The 19,291-nt window shown below is 31.4% G+C and carries 16 protein-coding genes; 4 read left to right on the top strand and 12 right to left on the bottom strand.

Features of this window, described 5'->3' with window-relative positions:
- Positions 1-24 precede the first annotated feature (24 nt).
- On the top strand, positions 25-2,292 hold the full coding sequence (locus B6F84_RS00980) for a xanthine dehydrogenase family protein molybdopterin-binding subunit (RefSeq protein WP_148690486.1): 2,268 nt from the start codon (positions 25-27) through the stop codon (positions 2,290-2,292).
- A gap of 5 nt (positions 2,293-2,297) precedes the next feature.
- Entirely contained in the window at positions 2,298-3,629 is a 1,332-nt protein-coding gene (locus B6F84_RS00985) for an FAD binding domain-containing protein (protein WP_187152722.1), read from the top strand.
- Positions 3,630-3,631: 2 nt separating this feature from the next.
- Here B6F84_RS00985 and B6F84_RS00990 read toward each other — a convergent pair whose 3' ends face one another.
- The 7 genes from B6F84_RS00990 to B6F84_RS01020 all read right to left on the bottom strand — a co-directional run bounded on the left by B6F84_RS00990 (position 3,632) and on the right by B6F84_RS01020 (position 11,413).
- Positions 3,632-4,609 (bottom strand): ABC transporter ATP-binding protein, encoded by a 978-nt coding sequence (locus B6F84_RS00990; protein WP_236748998.1) that lies wholly within the window; start codon positions 4,607-4,609, stop codon positions 3,632-3,634.
- Positions 4,606-5,409, bottom strand: coding sequence for a carbohydrate ABC transporter permease (locus B6F84_RS00995; RefSeq protein WP_148690488.1), 804 nt, complete (start codon positions 5,407-5,409; stop codon positions 4,606-4,608). Before B6F84_RS00995 ends, B6F84_RS00990 begins: the two co-directional genes overlap by 4 nt.
- Entirely contained in the window at positions 5,406-6,227 is an 822-nt protein-coding gene (locus B6F84_RS01000) for a carbohydrate ABC transporter permease (protein WP_148690489.1), read from the bottom strand. Before B6F84_RS01000 ends, B6F84_RS00995 begins: the two co-directional genes overlap by 4 nt.
- 6 nt (positions 6,228-6,233) lie before the next feature.
- A complete protein-coding gene (locus B6F84_RS01005; RefSeq protein WP_148690490.1) occupies positions 6,234-7,580 on the bottom strand; it encodes an ABC transporter substrate-binding protein in 1,347 nt (448 codons plus the stop codon).
- Positions 7,581-7,834: 254 nt separating this feature from the next.
- Positions 7,835-9,406, bottom strand: coding sequence for a sodium:solute symporter family protein (locus B6F84_RS01010; protein ID WP_148690491.1), 1,572 nt, complete (start codon positions 9,404-9,406; stop codon positions 7,835-7,837).
- Between the two features lie 2 nt (positions 9,407-9,408).
- Positions 9,409-9,606, bottom strand: coding sequence for a DUF3311 domain-containing protein (locus B6F84_RS01015; RefSeq protein ID WP_148690492.1), 198 nt, complete (start codon positions 9,604-9,606; stop codon positions 9,409-9,411).
- A 313-nt stretch (positions 9,607-9,919) separates the two neighbouring features.
- Entirely contained in the window at positions 9,920-11,413 is a 1,494-nt protein-coding gene (locus tag B6F84_RS01020; RefSeq protein ID WP_148690493.1) for an acetate--CoA ligase, read from the bottom strand.
- A 254-nt stretch (positions 11,414-11,667) separates the two neighbouring features.
- Here B6F84_RS01020 and B6F84_RS01025 point away from each other — a divergent pair, with 254 nt between their 5' ends.
- Positions 11,668-12,756: a 3-hydroxyacyl-CoA dehydrogenase gene (locus tag B6F84_RS01025; RefSeq protein WP_187152723.1), complete on the top strand. Its 1,089-nt coding sequence runs from the start codon at positions 11,668-11,670 to the stop codon at positions 12,754-12,756.
- A 453-nt stretch (positions 12,757-13,209) separates the two neighbouring features.
- On the opposite strand, the gene B6F84_RS01030 is transcribed toward B6F84_RS01025, so the two are convergent.
- The 3 genes from B6F84_RS01030 to B6F84_RS01040 form a co-directional block, all read right to left on the bottom strand.
- Complete coding sequence (locus B6F84_RS01030; protein WP_148690495.1) at positions 13,210-14,064, bottom strand: DUF929 domain-containing protein; 855 nt, start codon at positions 14,062-14,064, stop codon at positions 13,210-13,212.
- 390 nt (positions 14,065-14,454) lie between these two features.
- Positions 14,455-14,928 (bottom strand): GNAT family N-acetyltransferase, encoded by a 474-nt coding sequence (locus B6F84_RS01035; protein WP_148690496.1) that lies wholly within the window; start codon positions 14,926-14,928, stop codon positions 14,455-14,457.
- 280 nt (positions 14,929-15,208) lie between these two features.
- A complete protein-coding gene (locus B6F84_RS01040) occupies positions 15,209-16,225 on the bottom strand; it encodes an AAA family ATPase (RefSeq protein ID WP_148690497.1) in 1,017 nt (338 codons plus the stop codon).
- A gap of 229 nt (positions 16,226-16,454) precedes the next feature.
- Here B6F84_RS01040 and B6F84_RS01045 point away from each other — a divergent pair, with 229 nt between their 5' ends.
- Positions 16,455-16,871 (top strand): AAA family ATPase, encoded by a 417-nt coding sequence (locus B6F84_RS01045; protein WP_148690498.1) that lies wholly within the window; start codon positions 16,455-16,457, stop codon positions 16,869-16,871.
- Between the two features lie 859 nt (positions 16,872-17,730).
- Here B6F84_RS01045 and B6F84_RS01050 read toward each other — a convergent pair.
- Entirely contained in the window at positions 17,731-18,489 is a 759-nt protein-coding gene (locus B6F84_RS01050; protein ID WP_148690499.1) for an ABC transporter ATP-binding protein, read from the bottom strand.
- Positions 18,474-19,247: an ABC transporter ATP-binding protein gene (locus tag B6F84_RS01055; RefSeq protein ID WP_236749000.1), complete on the bottom strand. Its 774-nt coding sequence runs from the start codon at positions 19,245-19,247 to the stop codon at positions 18,474-18,476. The genes B6F84_RS01050 and B6F84_RS01055 overlap by 16 nt, the downstream gene beginning before the upstream one ends.
- Positions 19,248-19,291 lie beyond the last annotated feature (44 nt).

The raw sequence follows: 19,291 nt of genomic DNA on the forward strand, positions 1-19,291 counted from the left end.
AATTATATAATCAAATTAAAGCTTATGTACATAGAAGGCAAAAGAGCAGTAAATGGAGAAGGAGAATACATATCAGATTTACCAGACTTACCAGGAACACTTTACATGGCAATCTATAGGAGCCCTATTCCTCACGGAATAATAAGAAAAGTAAATTTCGATGAAGTAAAATCACACGGAGGAATAGGAATTGGACCAAATGAGCTTTCTAAAATAATTGTGAATCCATTTCCTACCACCGTGGACGCACCAATTAAATATTATCCATTTGCAAAAGATAAAATTAGGTTCGTAGGGGAACCTATAGGAATAGTCCTAGCTAATGATCCATATAAGGCTATAGATCTACTAGATTACGTTGAAATCGATTATCAGGAATTACCTGCAGTATCCAACATTGACGAAGCGTTGAAAGGAGAAGTACTAGTTCACGAAGAAGTAAAGTCTAACATAGCAATGAAAAGAAATATGAAATTTGGAAATCCTAGATCAGCTGACGTAATAATTTCAGAAAAATTCAAATTTTCAAGGCATTCTGCAATGCCACTAGAGCCTTATGGCCTTCTAGTTAGAATGAATGAAGAAATGGAAGTCTGGGCAAATATACAAGGACCAATGCTCCAGGTTTACTTTCTTTCTAGAGCGTTAAACTTACCTATTAATAATATAAAATTATATTCTCCAAGAGATATAGGAGGAAGCTTTGGAACTAAGTATTCACTTTATCCTTATATTACTTTAGCTGCAGCATCATCTAAACTTACTGGAAGACCAATAAGATGGACAGAAACTAGAACAGAAGATTTTCTAGCTAGTTCTGCAGGTGGAGAAAGGAGAGGAACAGTTGAAATAATGGCAAATAAAGAAGGAAAAATTTCTGGTATTTCATATACTTTCTACGAAGACATAGGGGCTTACGTTAGACCCCCGGAACCTGGAGCATTATTTAGAGTTCAAGGAAACTTAAACGGAGCATATAACATACCTTACATTGAAGCTAATTACGTATTAGTTCTAACAAATAAATCACCTACTGGGTTAAACAGAGGATATGGAGGACCACCATTTTATTTTGCTTTAGAAACTGCAATAGATAAGTTAGCAGATGAGCTAGGAATTGATCCCCTTGAGATCAGATTAAAGAATTTGATTAGACTCCAAGATTTTAAGGATGGATTTTACCAAACACCTTCTGGTGGATTATACCCTGAACAAGATTACGAAAAAGTAGTTTCAGCAATAAAAGACGAATACATCTATTGGAAAGAGGAAAGCAAAAAGAGAAAAAACCTAGGAGTAGGAATAGCTGTTCTAGTCGAACCAAGTGGAACTAACTTAGGTTACGTTGATCTAGCTTTAGAAAATAGGAAAAATCCCCATTCCTCCTCTGGAGATTACGCAACAATCTCAGTAAATCCTGACGGTTCAATCTCAGTTTTCATAAACGGAACTAATGAAGGACTTGGTCATGAAACTACAATAGCTGAATACATATCCAAAGAGTTAGGAATTGACGAATCATTAATAAAAGTTGAAAATAGAGTTGATACTACTAAGCCATGGAATTTAGCTAGCGGAAGTTACTCCAGTAGATTTGCTCCAATAGTTATGAGTGCAGTAGTAAAAGGCGTTAACGAATTAAAGGAAAAAATGACAAAGCTAGCTAAGAAATATCTAGAGACTGAAAACGTAAAATTCAAAAATGGAGTTTTTTATGATGAAAATGACGAAAGAAAAAACGTCAGCATAAAGAAACTAGCGTCAGCTTTTCATTGGAATCCTAACGCTTTCGGAGATAGTGAGTCATTAACAGTTACGTCGTATTTTTATTCTCCTTACTTAAAACCAGCTGATGGAGATAAAATAAATTCGTCCTTAGGTTATTCCATACAAGCTCACTTAGCGGTAGTAGAAATAGATCAGACTACGGAAGAGATAAAAATTATAAAATACGTTATCTCCCATGATGCTGGAAAAATCCTTAACAAGAAATTAGCTGAATCTCAACTTTATGGAGGTTTAATGCACGGAATAGCCTTAACTCTTTACGAAGAATTGAAGTATGAAAATGGAATTCCTCAAACGTTAACTTTTGATTCTTATGAAACTCCTACTCTTTCTGAAGCCTTAGGAATGGATGTTGAATTTATTCATTTTGAAACTCAATCTCAGTATTTACCTTCTGGGGCTTATGGATTAGGAGAAGGACCAATAATGGGAGCTCCAGCCTCGATAGCAAATGCCGTTTCTAGAATAATAGCTAAAAGAATTACTGAACTCCCTATAAGGTGATAGCTTTGTTCTCATTAGGAATACCCACAAAATTCAAGTACGTTAAAGTAAAAGATCTAGATGAAGCTTTTGACTTTTTAAAAGATGGTGCTAAACCATTAGCTGGAGGACAAAGTATTCTTCCAATGTTAAAACTAAGAATATCGAAATTTGATTATTTAATGGATATTAATAATTTAGATTTGAGATATATAAAAGAAGAAGACGGAAAATTAAGAATAGGAGCGCTAACCACTCACAACGAAGTAGCTTCAATAAAAACACTGTCAAAAGTTGCTCTAACTATAGCTGACTTGCAAGTGAGGAATAGAGGAACAATAGGTGGATCATTAGCTAATGCAGACCCTTCAGCTAATTATTACCCGGCACTTTTAGTTCTAGATGCCAAGATTAAACTAAGTAAAGCTAAAGGAGAAAGAATACTAGATATTTCAGACTTCTACGAATCTCCTTATCAAACTAAAATAAGAGAAGACGAATTGATCACTGAAATAATCATAGATAAGGAGAGCCTTAACGATGAGTTCAAATTTAGTATATTTAAAAAAGGAGGATCTGCCTATCCAAACGTAATAGTAGCAATGAAGAAATTCAAGAATAAAGATAAGGTTAGAATAGGAATAGGAGCAGTTTTTGAGAAACCGATAGTTTTAGACCTGGATTATGATAATCCTGAAAAAATGGCAAATCAAGCACTTTCTTTAATTTCGTTAAAACCTCTAGATGATGTGCATACTAGAGGAGAAATGAAACTAAAGATAATTAAAAATTTCATAAAAAATATGTTAGAAAATAATACTAGCGATATAATAGAAATATTTGAAAGAAAGGAGAAAAAAGATTCAAATATAAATCCAGTAGCCTTTAAAGCAGATGAAAAAATCTTAGCAAAAATTAAGGTAAATGGCAATGAAATTGAGAATATAGTTGAACCTAGAACACTCCTTTTAGACTTTCTAAGAGCTAATGGATTTAAAGAAGTGAAAAGAGGATGCGATGAAGGAAAATGTGGTGCTTGCACAGTCTTACTTAACGGAAAGGCAATAAAATCTTGTTTAACCTTAGCAGTCCAAGCTATAGGTAATGACGTTAGAACTATTAAAGGAATTAAAGCTGATGAAATAAAAAACGCATTTATAGAAAATTTTGCAATGCAATGTGGATATTGTACACATGGATTTTTAATGGCTACGTATGATTATTTAAAGAACACTGATCCAAAAGCTAGAGATGAAACATTAAAGTACTCAATAAAAAATATCTGTAGATGTACAGGTTATGTTAATATAATAAAAGCTATAAAACAAGCTTCCTCATCTTTATTAGATGAAAATTAATTTTACTTTTTATCATCTTTAATTAATATTCCATCTTTAAATTTTCTATATTTAGTTATTGAAAAGCTAACCTCATCGCCTACATCGTATCTCTGTTTAGAAAATATAACCACTGAACTATCTTTTACTTTGCAGAATAGATAAATGTTTTCTCCTACTGATTCTATTGATTCTACTATTCCTTTAAACTCTCCTCCTAATAATGTCCATTCGGGTCTGAATCCTATTTCAATTCCATCTTCATTGATTATACTTCCAGGCAAAAAGTTCATCGGAAAATCTCCTATAAATTCTCCAATCCATTTTGTTTTTGGATATTCATATAATTCCTCTGGTTTTCCTACTTGTTCAAAAATCCCTTCATGCAACACTGCAATCCTATCTGCTAAGCTCATTGCTTCTTTTTGATCATGAGTAACATAAATAAATGTTCCATTTAGCTCTTTTTGAATTCTCTTAAGTTCTCCTCTTGCAGTAAATCTAACTCTTGCATCCAAATTAGATAAAGGTTCGTCCAGTAGATAGAAAGATGGATCCCTAACTATTGCTCTTGCTATAGCTACTCTTTGCTGTTGTCCTCCGCTTATTTTTGTAACTGGACTATGAAGTATATCTTTAATTTTTAGTAAAGTTGCTATTCTATCTATTCTTTTTTCTATTTCATCCTTTTTCATATGTCTCATTTTTAAAGGAAACGCTATATTATCATAAACTGTCATATTTGGATATAATGCATAGTTTTGAAAAACCATAGCAACATTTCTTTTCTCTGGAGGTAAATTGGTTACATCTTTTCCGTCAACTATTATCTTTCCATTATCAAGTTTCTCTATTCCAGCTAAAATTCTCAGTAAAGTAGTTTTTCCTGCTCCGCTAGGTCCTAATATTACGAAAAATTCTCCAGTTTCTATTTTTTCTGTTATTCCATTTATAACTACTTTACTACCATATTTTTTATATAAATTTTGAAGTTCTATCATGATTTTAACCCTCCAGTTAAATATTCACCCTTTAAATATTTTTGTAATGCAATAGTTAAAATAATTACAGGAATAGTGAATACTAAAGAGAAAGCTACTGCAGCTAATTCATTTCCTCTCGTAATGTTTATGTAAATCTCTATTGGCAAAGTAGGATGTATTGGAGATAATATAACTGCGTATGTGAACTCGTCCCATGAGAACATCCATGATATTAAAAACGCAGCTGCAATTCCGGGAGAAGCTATAGGTAACAAAATATTTTTCAAGAATGACCAGGTAGATGCACCATCTATCTTAGCTTGATATTCTATATCCCTAGATACGGTAGAAAAAGTTCCTTGTAGTATGAAAACTGCTAAAGGCAAAGTTATCAATTCTTGAACAAAAGCCAAACCTGGTATAGAATCGTATAAACCTAATTTTATGAATTCAGCACTTATTGGAATAGCAACCACAATTCCAGGCACCATGTTAGTAATTAATAAGAGAATCAATACTGGATAAGCTACTTTTCCCGGTAATCTGCTCAAACCATAACCAGCTGGAATTCCTATTATTAAGGCTACTATTCCGACTAATGTAGCTACAGCCAAACTCTTAAAGAATGGACTAATGAAATCATATTGAGTAAAAGCATAGATTAGATTACTCAACGTAAAGCCTTTAAAATATAATGGAGGGTATACTGATTCTATAGTATACTTAGCAGGACTAAAGGCTATCATTAATAGTATATACAGAGGAAGTAAAAAATAAATAGTAAAAATACCTGCAGCTATGTATATTAATTTACTCATTTCCTACCACCTCCTAATTTTATATTAATTACAATTAATACTGCTATAAAAGCCAATAATATTACAGCAGCAGCAGAGGATAAGTAAATTGTAGTTGTAGAATATAATTCATAAGCTAGAGTAGTTAATAATGCAGGATGATATCCTATCAAAATTAATGGTAATGCAAAAATATTGAATTCACTAACACCCCTTATTATTAATGCTATTGCTATGAATTTCTTTAAATTAGGCAAAGTAATATGCACAAATCTTCTTATAGGCCCTGCTCCATCTAACGATGCAGCGTAATATAAGTCCTTAGGAATTGAGAGCATACCAGAAAGAATTATTAAAGTAACTAAAGGAGTATTTTTCCAACTATCTGAAATCATTACAACAAAAAGAGAAATAAGAGTATTAGAATACCAATTCACTCCTTTTAGACCAAATATATGCAAAAAACTATTTGCGTATCCTCCAACAGTTTGAAATATAAAAGAAAAAGCTATAGCAGAAACTACAGTAGCTACGCCGAGTGGAATAATAGATATAGTAGAAAACGCTTTCTTTCCTCTAAATTCCCTAGTTAATATAGAAGCAATTCCTAAAGCTAAAAATAGCTGAATTAATAGTGCACCAACAGTTACAATTATAGTATTTTCTATTGTACCATAGATATTAAAATAAAATAACTCTTTATAATTATCAAGAGTGAATTTACCTTGTGAATTTAGAAAGCTCAAATAAATAGCATCAAAAGATGGATAAAAAGCAAAAAATCCTACATAAAAAATAGCAGGTAAAGTAAAAAGAAAATACTTTAAACTTGGTTTCAATTTAGTTCACCCATACAATGGTGCAAATACTCCTTCTTCATACTCATGAGCTACTGTAGAATTATATGTAGTAGCTAAATAACTATACATTTCAGCATTTGCACTACTTAATATTGATGGAATTTCAGATGTTGGAGCATGATCTTCTACTATCTGGACAAATACCTTATCAGCTATAGTGTTCCATTCTGATATCCACGGAACAGGTTCTCTAAAGAATGCATTTTGGAATGCTTCTAGTTCAGCTTTAAATAGTGCACTTATGTTAGATGGTAAATTGTTATATGCATTAGCATTCACTGCTGGTTCTCCCAATATAGTTATAATGTCTCTCTGTACTTGAGTTGATAATAAGAACCTTACGAATAGTAATAAATCTGATAGATGAGTAGCACCCTTAGGAATGGCTAATACGTCTCCTCCTACTAAATGATCATTATTTACTGGTCCAGAAGGTCCGGGATAGAAACCAACATCAGTAACGTTTAACCCTTCGCTTTCCATTGTAGCATATATGTAAGGCCATTGATAGTCTAAGATGTAATACTCATTACTAACTAATCCCTTATAACTACCCCAATATCCATGAATATAGTTTGGTGCAAAATAGGCAGATAATTCATCTAAATAAGTAAATGCTTCTATATCTCCACTATCATTGAAAACGAATGGGTTTCCTCCAGCTTGAACCATCCATTGATATAATTCAGTTGAAGTACTTGCGCCACCATGTCCTTGAAACATTATGGGTTTAACTCCAGTTTTTTCATAAATTATCTTTGCATCAGACATTAGCTGATTCCAGTTTTGAGGCAATGATAAATTAAGAGCCTTAAACGTACTTGTATTGTACCATACTAATGGTATATTTCCCCTAAATGGAATAAAGTATATTCCATGGTATACTTGTTGCTCATAATGCATTAAATTAGTCATAGAAGGAATCATACTAGGAATTGATATATTAACTGAATATGGAGTTAAATTCATTATATCTCCTGCATAAAGCAATTCCCCTATAACCATATTATCCTCTGCTATTACTGTTGATCCAACATCTCCAGCTTTTTCTAATGATTCTATACTAGTTACAATATCATCCGCACTTTCAACAACTAAGCTAACCTTGATATTTGGATGTGCAGCCTCAAATTCAGGAATTATTACATCATCAAATGCCTTAGCTTCCGAAGGAGCTAAATCATCGTAATAAGTTATAGTAACTACCTTTTTGCTAGGATGTGAAATAGTATAATAATAGTATCCTCCACCTGCAGCAGCTGCTATTATTATTACCACTATTAATATAGCTATTCCTTTGCCTATTCCTTTTATTAATTTATTTCGATTCATGATAAACTCGTAATATCATTTGCTATTATTATTTAAAAAATTAATGTTCAGTAAGCTAGCTTATATTTTTTAAATATAACATAAATCATCATGAGTTTTTTCTATATACCGTTATTTTTGTTAAAACTTTAATTAAGAGATTTATTAAATAAAGAAGTATTTTTAAGAATCAAAATAGAAAAAAATAATAAAAATATTATCAAATAACTAAGAAAAACAAAAATAACAATAATAAAAAATAAAAAGAAAATACCTTATAATGATTTTGTTATTTCCTCTTCCTTTATCTTAGCTTTAGGTCTCCAGCCTAATGCATAAGCTATACCAGTACCTACTCCAGCTATTATTAAGTTAATAGCCAACGAAATCAGCGCAATATATATGGAACCTATAGGAGTCGCCATAAATACACTTTCTTTAGAATAAAAGAATAAACCAACACCAGAAAACACACCAGCCAAAAGCCCAGCACTTAATGAATATTTCTCTAATTTATGAGTAAATAATCCTAGAAATATTGGTGGCATTGCTTGAGCAACTATTATACCACCTAAAAGCTGCAAAGTTATAGCATAACCAGGAACAGCAAAAATAAAACCTAAAGCCAAAAACTTGAATACAGCGGACATCCACTTAGCTAAAGTAGATTCAGTCTTTTCTCCTAATGGCTTAAATTCCTTGACTATATTCCTGACAAATAGATTAGATATCGCTATAGCCATAATAGCCGCAGGAACTAATCCACCAATAAATACACCAACTAAAGCAATACCAACAAACCATCCTGGTAACTCATATGCTATAGTAGCAGGAACTACTAAGTCAGTAGCAGCTGACTTTCCAATATATGGAGATATGGCAGTTATAGCGCTTAATGCAGGAGATACCGCATATACTAAAATTCCTATTAATGCTAAAAACACTAATCCAATACCATAAATAGGCAATAAAGAAGTACTCATCTTAAGCTGTTTTTTGCTATTAGAGCTTAAAGAACCATTAATAGCATGAGGATATAAATATAGAGCTATTGAACTACCTAACGCTAACGAAAAGAACGCAGGAATTTCCTTACTTGGTAAAGAGGAAAATAGCGGAGCCTTAGAAGCAGGTATATCAGAAAATGCTACGTGAAATCCTCCTATAGCTATCGGAACAGCAACTATAGTAACTATCACTGTAAGCCATATTAACGCATCCTTAAAAATTCCAGTTAAAGTAGCACCTCTTAAACCACTGGTATAAGTGAAAGCTGCAAGAATAATAAAAGCTATAACTAAAGATACTTCATTAATTAAAGTTAAAGAAGAAGCACTACTAGTACCTATTCCCAGACCTAGAAGAAGCATTGTTAATGAAGCTTTCATTCCAACAATTTGTAAAGCAATATAAGGTAATTCAGCAACAATTCCTACTAAAGCTACAATAATAGCTAACATCCTGCTATCGAATCTATCTTTTACGAAATCGGCAGCGGTAACATAACCTTTGTTCCTTGAAACAGTCCATAATCTAGGCATAGTTAATAATGCAATACCAAAAGCCCATGCAACGTAAGGTACTGCAAAGAAGTAAAGTGATCCTACACCAAATAGCGCTGCAGGAACAGCTATGAAAGTATAAGCTGTGTATAAATCAGCTCCCATTAAAAACCAAACAGTAAATACCCCGAGTCTTCTACCAGCTAATCCCCATTCATGAAGTTTATTTAGATCTCCTTTCCTCCATCTAGCTCCGTAAAAACCTAAGAATATAAAAACAGCGAAAAGTACTAAAAAGACTGCAAGCGTAGCGTCATCTATATTAGACTTTGGAATAGCTATCATTTTCATTCAGCCTCCTTAACGCCATATGAAATTCCAAAAAATATAGCACTAGTTACGACTAACATTACTGTTTGATACCAGTAAAAGAACGGTAGACCTAATAATTCTGGAGAAACTTTATTGAAAAGCGGAAAAATTGAATATAATACTATATCTACAATTAACGCTATAAATACGGCTACATAAAATTTAGTTCTCATTTTTATCGTATAATAATACTTTAGAGTATAATAAAAGTACTTATTTTAATTAACATGGACTAATATATAAACTTTAATTTATCTATATAAACAATTATTGAAGAATTCCTATGAAATATTAAATACATTAATAAGTATAATTTATAGTTAATAAATGTGGAAAACTTTATACCCCCTTGAGAGATCACTCAATAAGATTGTATTCTAAGTAGCTAAAAAAGCTTTAACAAAAATAAATAATCTCTAAAAGTAACTATTTCTACGCATTCTTATCTATGTTTAATGTAAAATCTGAATATGATAAAATTAGTTATTATTTTTTAAGTAAATAGCGTTGAATCTTACCGCTTTCAGTCTTAGGAAGTTTAGATACGAAATCTACTTTCTCTAAATGAACATGTTTAGAATATTTGCTATTGACAAAATCTATAAGTTCCTTCTTTAGCTTATCGTCTCCCTTAAATTCAGGCTTTAAAACTACATAAGCATGAAGAACATGACCCCTAACTTCATCGTCGTCAGCTACTACAGCAGATTCTAAAACAGCAGGATGCTCAATTAGAACACTCTCTACTTCAAATAGACCTACTCTATAACCAGAAACTTTCACAACATCATCCTTTCTCCCTATAAACCAGAAGTACTCATCTTCATCTTTAGTAGCGTTATCCCCGGTTAAATACCATTCACCTCTAAAAGCTTCATTCGTTTTTTCTAAGTTATTTAAATACCCTAGAAAATGAAAACCAGTACATTTTTTCACAGCTATATTCTCTTCTATGATATCTACATCATATCCTGGAGCCGGAAGACCCATACTGCCCGGCTTTACTTCCTCATCATATCCCCATCCGTTGTATACTACCATTCCCACTTCAGTCTGCCCATAATGATCCTTAACCAACAAGTTATAATTATCCTTAAACCACTTTATTACTTCAGGATTCAGAGGTTCTCCTGCTGAACTTGCTCTATCCAAAACTAGATTATACTTTTCCTTAATACTTCTTGCAAGCATTCTATAAGCTGTAGGAGCAAAGGCAAAATTAGTAATCTTATTTTCTTCTAGAAATTGCATTGTCCTTTTAGGATCAAAAGGTTCATCTAAAAATATAACAGAATTACCAAAAAGTAAAGGACCTATTATACCATAGTATAAACCATATGCCCAACCTGGATCTGCACCATTCCAAAAAGTATCATTTTCTCTCAACCCTATTCCATATTTCATGTAAACGTAAGTATTTAGGAAAAGTCGTTTTGAAATTAAAGCTCCTTTAGGTTTGCCCGTAGTTCCAGAAGTATATAACAGTATTACAGGATCGTCCCAAGAAACATGCTCTACTTCTTTCAATTCACCTGATTTAAGTGAGTCTAATTCAGAAAGAGAAATCTTTTTTACGTCTTCAATTTTATCGCACTGATCATCTTGACAAAAGATGAGCTTTGGTTTAACGTCAGAAATCCTCATTTTTATAGCTTCACTACCAAATGCAGTAAAAAGAGGCTGATAAATAGCACCTAGGGATAAAGTAGCTAAAAGAACTATAACTTGCTCAATTTTCTTAGAAGCTATAACGCTAATAACATCACCTTTTTTAATTCCTTCATTTTCTCTTAAATAAGAAGCAAGATGTAGAGACTTTACTCTTAATTCATTAAAAGATAATCTACTTTTTTCATCGTTTTTATATCTTATTACTGCATCAGATTCATGATTAGTTAAGAAATTAATTGGATTCAACTCAAACTGTTTCATAATTATATTCCAATCGAAAGTTTTTCGGACTTCAGAATATGATACCATACATTACTTTATTAAATTAACATTTTTAAAATCTTATGTTTTACATTTTTCTTAAAGAAAAAATTTTAATATATTTATGAATAGGAAGATAAAATCATATCTCATTTCTTTGATACAAGAGTATAAAAATAGTCAATTCAGCTGACTGAATATTTTCCTCAAAGCTTTTAACCATATGCTTTCTCTTTAGTCTTTTATCTTCACGAAATCGACTAATCTTTTAAGTTAAGAATTATAAATATATAATGATCATAATGAAAATTAACAAATTTACAGTAATAGGAGCAGGAACTATGGGTCACGGAATAGCAGAACTTGCATTAATAGCAGGATACGAAGTATGGTTAAACGACGTTAACGATGAAATACTTAAAAACGCTTTAAATAAAATTAAGTGGAGCTTAACAGAATTACAAAAGAAAGGAAAACTTAAAGGAGAGACTGACCAGATACTGTCTAGAATTCACACTACTTCAAATCTCGAAGAAGCGCTAAAAGATACTGACTTCATGGTAGAGGCTGTCATAGAAGACATTAATCTAAAATCAAAAATTTTTGCTAAAGCAGACGAAGTTTCGGATGGTATCTTAGCAACAAACACCAGCAGTTTGCCCATAAGTGAAATAGCTGAATCAACGAAAAAACCAGAAAGAGTAATAGGAATGCACTTCTTTAACCCCCCAGTTTTAATGCCACTAGTAGAAATAATAAAAGGAAAATTAACATCAGATAACACTGTAAAAGAAACGTTTCAAGTTACGAAAAACTTAGGAAAGGAACCGGTATTAGCTAAAAAGGATATCCCGGGATTTATAGTAACTAGGATACTTTTCAGATTGTTAGAAACTTCATGTTACCTAGTTGAGTCAGGGAAAGCTACAATAGAAGACGTAGACTATACAGCAAAAACAGAATTAGGATTTCCAATGGGAGTATTCTTACTTCAAGATAATATAGGAATAGATGTAGATTATTTGATTATGAATTCAATGACAAAAAGAGGTTTTGAAATATATAATTGTGAAATAATCAAAGAGAAATTTGAAAAAAAGGAATACGGAGTAAAATCTGGTAAGGGATTTTACACTCATCCAGCTAAAATAGTTTCAGGAAAAATCATAGATCCTTCCTTCATTATATCGTCTGCAGTGAATGAAGCTTATTTCTTATTAAAAGAGGATGTAGCATCTAAAGATGATATAGACAAATCATGTAAATTAGGACTAGGATGGCCAAAAGGAATATTCGATTACGCTAATCAGATAGGATTAGACAAAATAAGAAATATATTGGAATTTCTAGAAAAAGAAACTGGAGAAAAGCATTTCGAACCACAATTTTAGATTTTTCTAAGAATCTGAAGAAGAAAAAATTCTATTTGAGCCTTTTAAATTGCTCCTCTGATCATTATTAGTGTGAACTACTCCACACTTACTACAGAGCATCCCAACCTAGCGATTTCCTGCTTCTTTAGGGAAACTTACTGTACACCACCTCACTAGGTAATATACAGTAGAGGTTCAACATTCACAGGCAGTCTAACCCTCATCAGCCAGCTCTTACAGCCAAGTAGGGCAAAATAAAAATGTTTTTCCTACATATATCTATAAGGGGCTATCCATTCCCAGCCTTTCTGATGGAGACTTCCGCCCCCTTAACCCCCATTTATATTAAAGTTATGAAACCGCTTTTATTTATGAACACTAAGATGACTCTTACTCCCTAGTAAAAAGGATACTGTATGCGTATAACTACTGTATTTAATAATTTTTATATTAAAACTCAAAATTAAAGATTTAGCTAGCTTCACTAATAATATTTGAGAATTCATTAGCTTCGTCTTGTATTGCACTACCCATAGATAAGGAAGATAAATCATTGGACTTTATAGCCTGAAATATTTGAGTAGGAGTATATCCAGACTGAGACAATATTACTGGCAAATTACCTCCATCAACTGATTGCAAATCCCCAATTAACATCCAAGTTCCTTTTGGCCCACTAATAATTACCATCGTGGTAATATGATTAGGATTACCTAGATAAGCTATTGGTGCATCTTGATTAGGCATATTTTCACTTAATTCGTATTGATATATTATATTGTATAATCCAGAAGGTAATTCAGACTGTAACTCTGCTTCTTCCACTGGAATTATATTATTAGTTGAAATAAAAGTACCATTAGGTAAACTAGCAGTTCCATTTGAAGTATATATTCTTCCTAATATATATATAGGAATAAAGTTTACGTTAGAGTTAGGCGTAAATCCATTGAAAATCAATCCAGGAACTCTACCAGAATAACTACTTGACAATTGTTCTACATCAGAATAATTAGGAGAAGCATTCAATACACCATAATGACTTAAAGCAATATATAATCCCCAAGAATTTGTAGCTCCTAAAGGACAACCATACCAACTAATAAAATATACGTTAACATTATTGCCAGAAGCAAAATCTTGTGATGAGACTTTATAGAATTGAAAGAAAGGATCAGAAGCAGCTTGAGAGTTATGAGTAATAGCTGGAACTACAAATATTGCAACTAAAATTACAGCCAAAACTATAAAGGGAATATAAATTAATTTACTATCACTTTGCTGTTTCTTCTTCCTCTTATTATTTTTTGTGACCTTTGAACCCATTAATTAAACTTCATTACAACCTAATTTAAATTTTTTCCATAAATTTATACGCTTATATTTACTTATAGATAAAAAAATTAAATAAAATCCTATTCTAAGATAAAATTTTAATAATCAGAATAACTTCTACAGTCTAGTCAAAAAGAATAGCTAACGGAGACTAACACTTTATGAAAACATTTAATCTACACACAAATAAGATTGACTACTTTTTATAATAAAAAGACAAAAGTTTAAAATCAAATATAATTTGATTGAGAGAATTTACGTTATCTTTTTTAACCGTTAAGATTTTCCGTAAACTGCTAAAAGAAATTACCTAATTATTACATAGAATATATTTATTATAATAAGTAATAATCTGAATAGAGATCTCATTAATCTTTTATTTTATGCTATATTAGAACATTCTTCAACTTTCTTTTCCTCTATACATAGTTCTCCATACACTTCGTCTTCATCTATTCTTAATTTAAAACCTAACTTCTTGCCCAGATTTATCATTGCTATGTTTTCAGGCAAAGTATAAAATCTTACTTTACTCAGACCTAGTTCCTTTGCTTTCTTTATTAACTCTTTGACTATCAAAGCACCTATACCATTCCTTCTATATTGTGGATCGACAACTAAAGAGAATTCTCCATCTTCATAAATACTTCCTTCTCCTACTATTTTATCGTCCTCAGCAATAACTGTTACATGATCTTTTAAAGATACTAACTTTTTTATTTCATTCTCTGAAGGTCTATAAAAATGAAAATATCTCAAATAAAGATCATCATCTGATAACCTAGTATAAAGAGAATAAATCTCTCTCCAATCCTCATCTTTAGCTTCTCTTATCCTTATACTTTTCTGAACCATAATTATAGATACTTTCTAAAGTATAAATACTTATCCGAATGATTCATACATTAGTTGAATTAATTAAACATCTTGAAAAGTACATGATAAATCAGAGATAAAAATAACCATCAATAAGAGCCGATAGAACCAATTTTTTAACATCAATAAAAATATTCCTTTTGTCAATTTTACTAAAATTAAAATAGCAGATAAGTTTTTATCTGTTCAGTTAGACATATAAAACTAAATTATGTTTTCCTCATTACTAAAATGAGTTATACCATCTTTGCTAACTAATTCATTTTCTCATTATCGCTTTTCTATATATAGGATCCGAAATGTAATAAGTTCTTTCTATTTTTGAAAGTAAGTAAACCCTGTTAAGTCTATCTAAAAAATTGGAAAGAGTTTGTGTTGACACCTTAGTTTTCTCCTTCAATTCAGTCCACGTAGCTCCCTCACAAAGCATTTTTAACGCTTTTACCCTCCATCTTTGCCTTTCAACTACGGTATCTAATTCTTTAACAGCAATATTAATTCCCTCCTCTATAGTTTCTTTCAAAGCGTCTTCATGATTTTTTACGCATCTATTAACACCATAAATATTTAGCCAACCAACTAAAGTACCAACTTCACTTATCACCTCATCTATTTCTTCATCCTTAAAATTCACATTACAGTTCTGCAATCCCCTTTTTATGTACTCCTTAGCTACACTCTCTTTCCAGGTTTTAAGAACTATTTCAGTAGGTCTTCTTCCAGCTAATGGTTCTTCTCCTTTCTGCTCTAGGATAGTCTTAATTAACCCAATAGCTGAACCCGTGAAAATAATTGAGAGAGAAGAGCAAGAATTAAGCAAATTATGAAAAATTGGAATTAAATTATTTATACCTTGGTTTAAATATTGAGCTTCGTCAAGAATTAATGTAGAATCACATACGCTTTTTAGAATAGATTCTAGCACTATAGAATTTTTCAATTTAAAAGATAGAGAAGCAGGACCTATTTTAACACCTATTGTTTCTAAAGTTTCTTTCACTTTATCTGAAATACTTTTAGGAATTGAAAAATATAATCTATCTGTGAAATCTTTTAATCCTTTTACTTTCGTTAGGTCAACGTAAATTACTTTCTTTCCTACGTAATTAGATACTGCCAATGCAATACTTGTTTTACCACTCATTCTTGGTCCCAATATAATAACCCATTCTCCTCTCTTTAATAAGAAAGATAATTGGTTGATTTCCTCTTCTCTATCAAATATTTCTTCAAGTGAATATCTAGGTTTTTTAGAAAAGATTACTTTGCCCCCCAAACTACTTTGCCCCCCAAACTATATAGAGTAGAAAGTAAAAAGCATTATTATACTTCCCTTATAGTCTCAAAATATAAATAGAAATAAAAATTTTGTAGAAAATCCGAGAAGTTAATAGAAATAACATAATTTTTTGTCTTAGGCTAAAAGATTGAACTCTGTATCAGCTAGCATAAAAAACTCACTCTAATCTACCAGGTTTATATTTTTCGGAGTATTTTATAATATAATGATTACATCAATTTCAATAAATAACTTTAGAGGGATTAAAGAGCTTAACATAGAAAATTTTGGAGATATAAATGTATTTATAGGAAGAAATAATACTGGTAAGTCTTCTATTTTGGAAGCATTATACTTAACATCGCTCACGGATTCCTTGAAAGATCCTATTATTGGAAAAGATTCTATTGTAGGAGGAGATAAAATTTCCTATCTTTTAACTAGGAGAGAAACTTTTGAAACACTTGATAGGCCTAGATTAAGTAATATAAACAATCTTGATCCTAAATTATTAAGATATAATTATATAAACAAAATTTCTATCACTCTTAAGGAACAAAATAAAGAAATATCAATAAGAGAAAAAGACATAAGTGATTTATCATCTACATCTACAACTATGATTACCCCTTTAATATACTAGGAAAATCATTTAATGTAGAGGAATCATTACCGCAATCTTTGCCTATTTTATTCGAGTACGTTGATACCTCAAAGAGTTCGCTTCTTTATCCATCACAATATTAGCAGATGCAATCATCTATGGAATCCCTCTCTTTATAATTTCCGCGGTACTGCTCTTTATAGGTGGTGTAATTGAAGCTAGGAAAGGAAAAAGAAAAACCTTCAAGGACTTGAAATAAAGAACAGAAGAGAGAAGAAACATATGGAATAATAAAAGATTGTTTGTGGAGTTTCTTCAAGGTTAACCTTAAAACTACGTAATAGCCATAATAGTTATCTTCTCAGATAATAAGGAGATACACTAACTATTGGACGAATTACAACGAGAACCTCATGACTAAGTACGAGATAATATTTCCCGAAGTGCTGGATTACTAGTACGGGCGTCTTGAAGACAACATGACGGAAAGACGAGGCCGTATACAGTAGTTCTTAAAATCGTCTCCTTAAAAATAAATCAAAATTAATAAAAAGCTGTTCCATAATTTTAATCAATCGTGATATAAATTTATTCTCTATCTCATTTACAAAAATTAATGCAAGAAAAAGCTTGAAATCAACCATCTTAACCCTTAAAACAAGAACAAAGAGTACAAAAAATAGTTTTTGTATGTTTAGATTGCAGAAGAGTGAATTTTATGGGTATTATCACTATTCAGTATTGCCTAACTTTTCCACAAATGTTTTCTCTCATAAAGTTCAATTAACTTCTAAGTTTTAATTCATATTCTTTTCTGTTATCTAAAATAAAGATTTAGTAATATTTTCATGAATTGAATTTGAGAACTATTAAAGGCAAGATTTGTATTTATGCTTTATCACACTATACTGATTTCCTTATTATATTTAAAACAAGCAACACCATTCATAAGCTCAGGCTTCCTAACTCTGCATATTTGCATAACGTAAGGACAATAATCATGATAACCGCATCCTACCTTATTAGGAGGACCTATCTCCCTTACATTTAACCTACCTTTGCCAACAGTTAACACAGAACCTAAAATTTCAGCATAAGGATGAATCAAACTCTTCCTCCTACTTACCTCTATAACATCACCATAAATTAAATAAATAATATCACAAATAGACAAATATTCAGTGGAACTCATAAAAATCAAAAGTTTAGACTTTGTATATCTAACAGATTTTAACAACAACTTCAAAGCTTTGTCCTTCATCTGCTCTTCAATATTTTCCAGAAAATTCTCACTCAACACTACTTTAGTATCTCCAAAAAATATCTTCATTATTTCTAACTTAAATTTATTAAATTCAGAGAGATTACCTTTAATTTCTTCTAAAGGTAAAGAGAAAAAATTTAACCAAAAATCAACATTCTTTCCAGAGCCAAAAGTCTTATTATAAATATTCAAAATATCTTTCACCCTCAAATCCGAAAAAGAATTTATAAAATTAGAATCAATTACCCTTAAATTACGTAAAGACAAATTAGCAGTAACTTCGCCCTTATTTTTCCTCTTTCCATCTTTTAATTCCTTAATTACCTCATTCCTTACTTTGGAAATCCCATACTCTCCTATAACACAATTAACATTCTCTAAAAACCATGACATTTTACAAGCCTACCTCCAACATTTACATAATTAGGTTTAACTTCCCTACATTTCAAAGTAGAAAACCTACAATTATAAGAATAAGAACATCCCCTTTCATTAACCTTATTCTCATCAGATAAAGACTTAGAAACCAAATCAATAGTATAAGGATGAAAAGGATATTCTACAACGTTTTCACCCTCCTCCAAAATATCTCCCTTATATAAAACAACAACATAAGAAGACAGCCTGGAAATAACAGCAGGATCATTATCAAAAACTACGTAGTTAGAATTAATTATAGACTTCAAATCCAAAAGAGTATTAACAATAACACCCCTACCTATCTCACTCAAACCATATTCAATATCATCAATCAGAATGTATTCAGGATTAAGAAAAGAAGCCAAAACCAAAGCAACCTTCTTCAACCTCAAAGGAGTCAACTTAGAAGGATAAGAATAAAGAACATCCTCAGATTCTCCAATACTCTTAAGCAAATCCTTAGCCACTTCAACAGCTACGTCAGAAGAATAAACAGAATGACTAACAGCAATCTCAACAAAATGAGATGCAATATCATAAATAGGATCAAACATGTCAAAAGGATTATAAAGAACCGAAGAAACCTTAGTCCAAAAATCCTCCTTACTAATCTTCCTACCATGAAGAAGAATCTCTCCATCATATTTAATTAAATTGAAAGTAGACTTAATTATTAAATCCTTACCACTATCCCTTTCCCCTAAAATACCAGAATCCTCCCTAACAGACAAACAAAAACAATTTAACTTCCCCTTTATACTAACACACTTATACT

Origin of the sequence: Acidianus manzaensis, assembly GCF_002116695.1 — an archaeon.
Classification (GTDB): Archaea; Thermoproteota; Thermoprotei_A; order Sulfolobales; family Sulfolobaceae; genus Acidianus; species Acidianus manzaensis.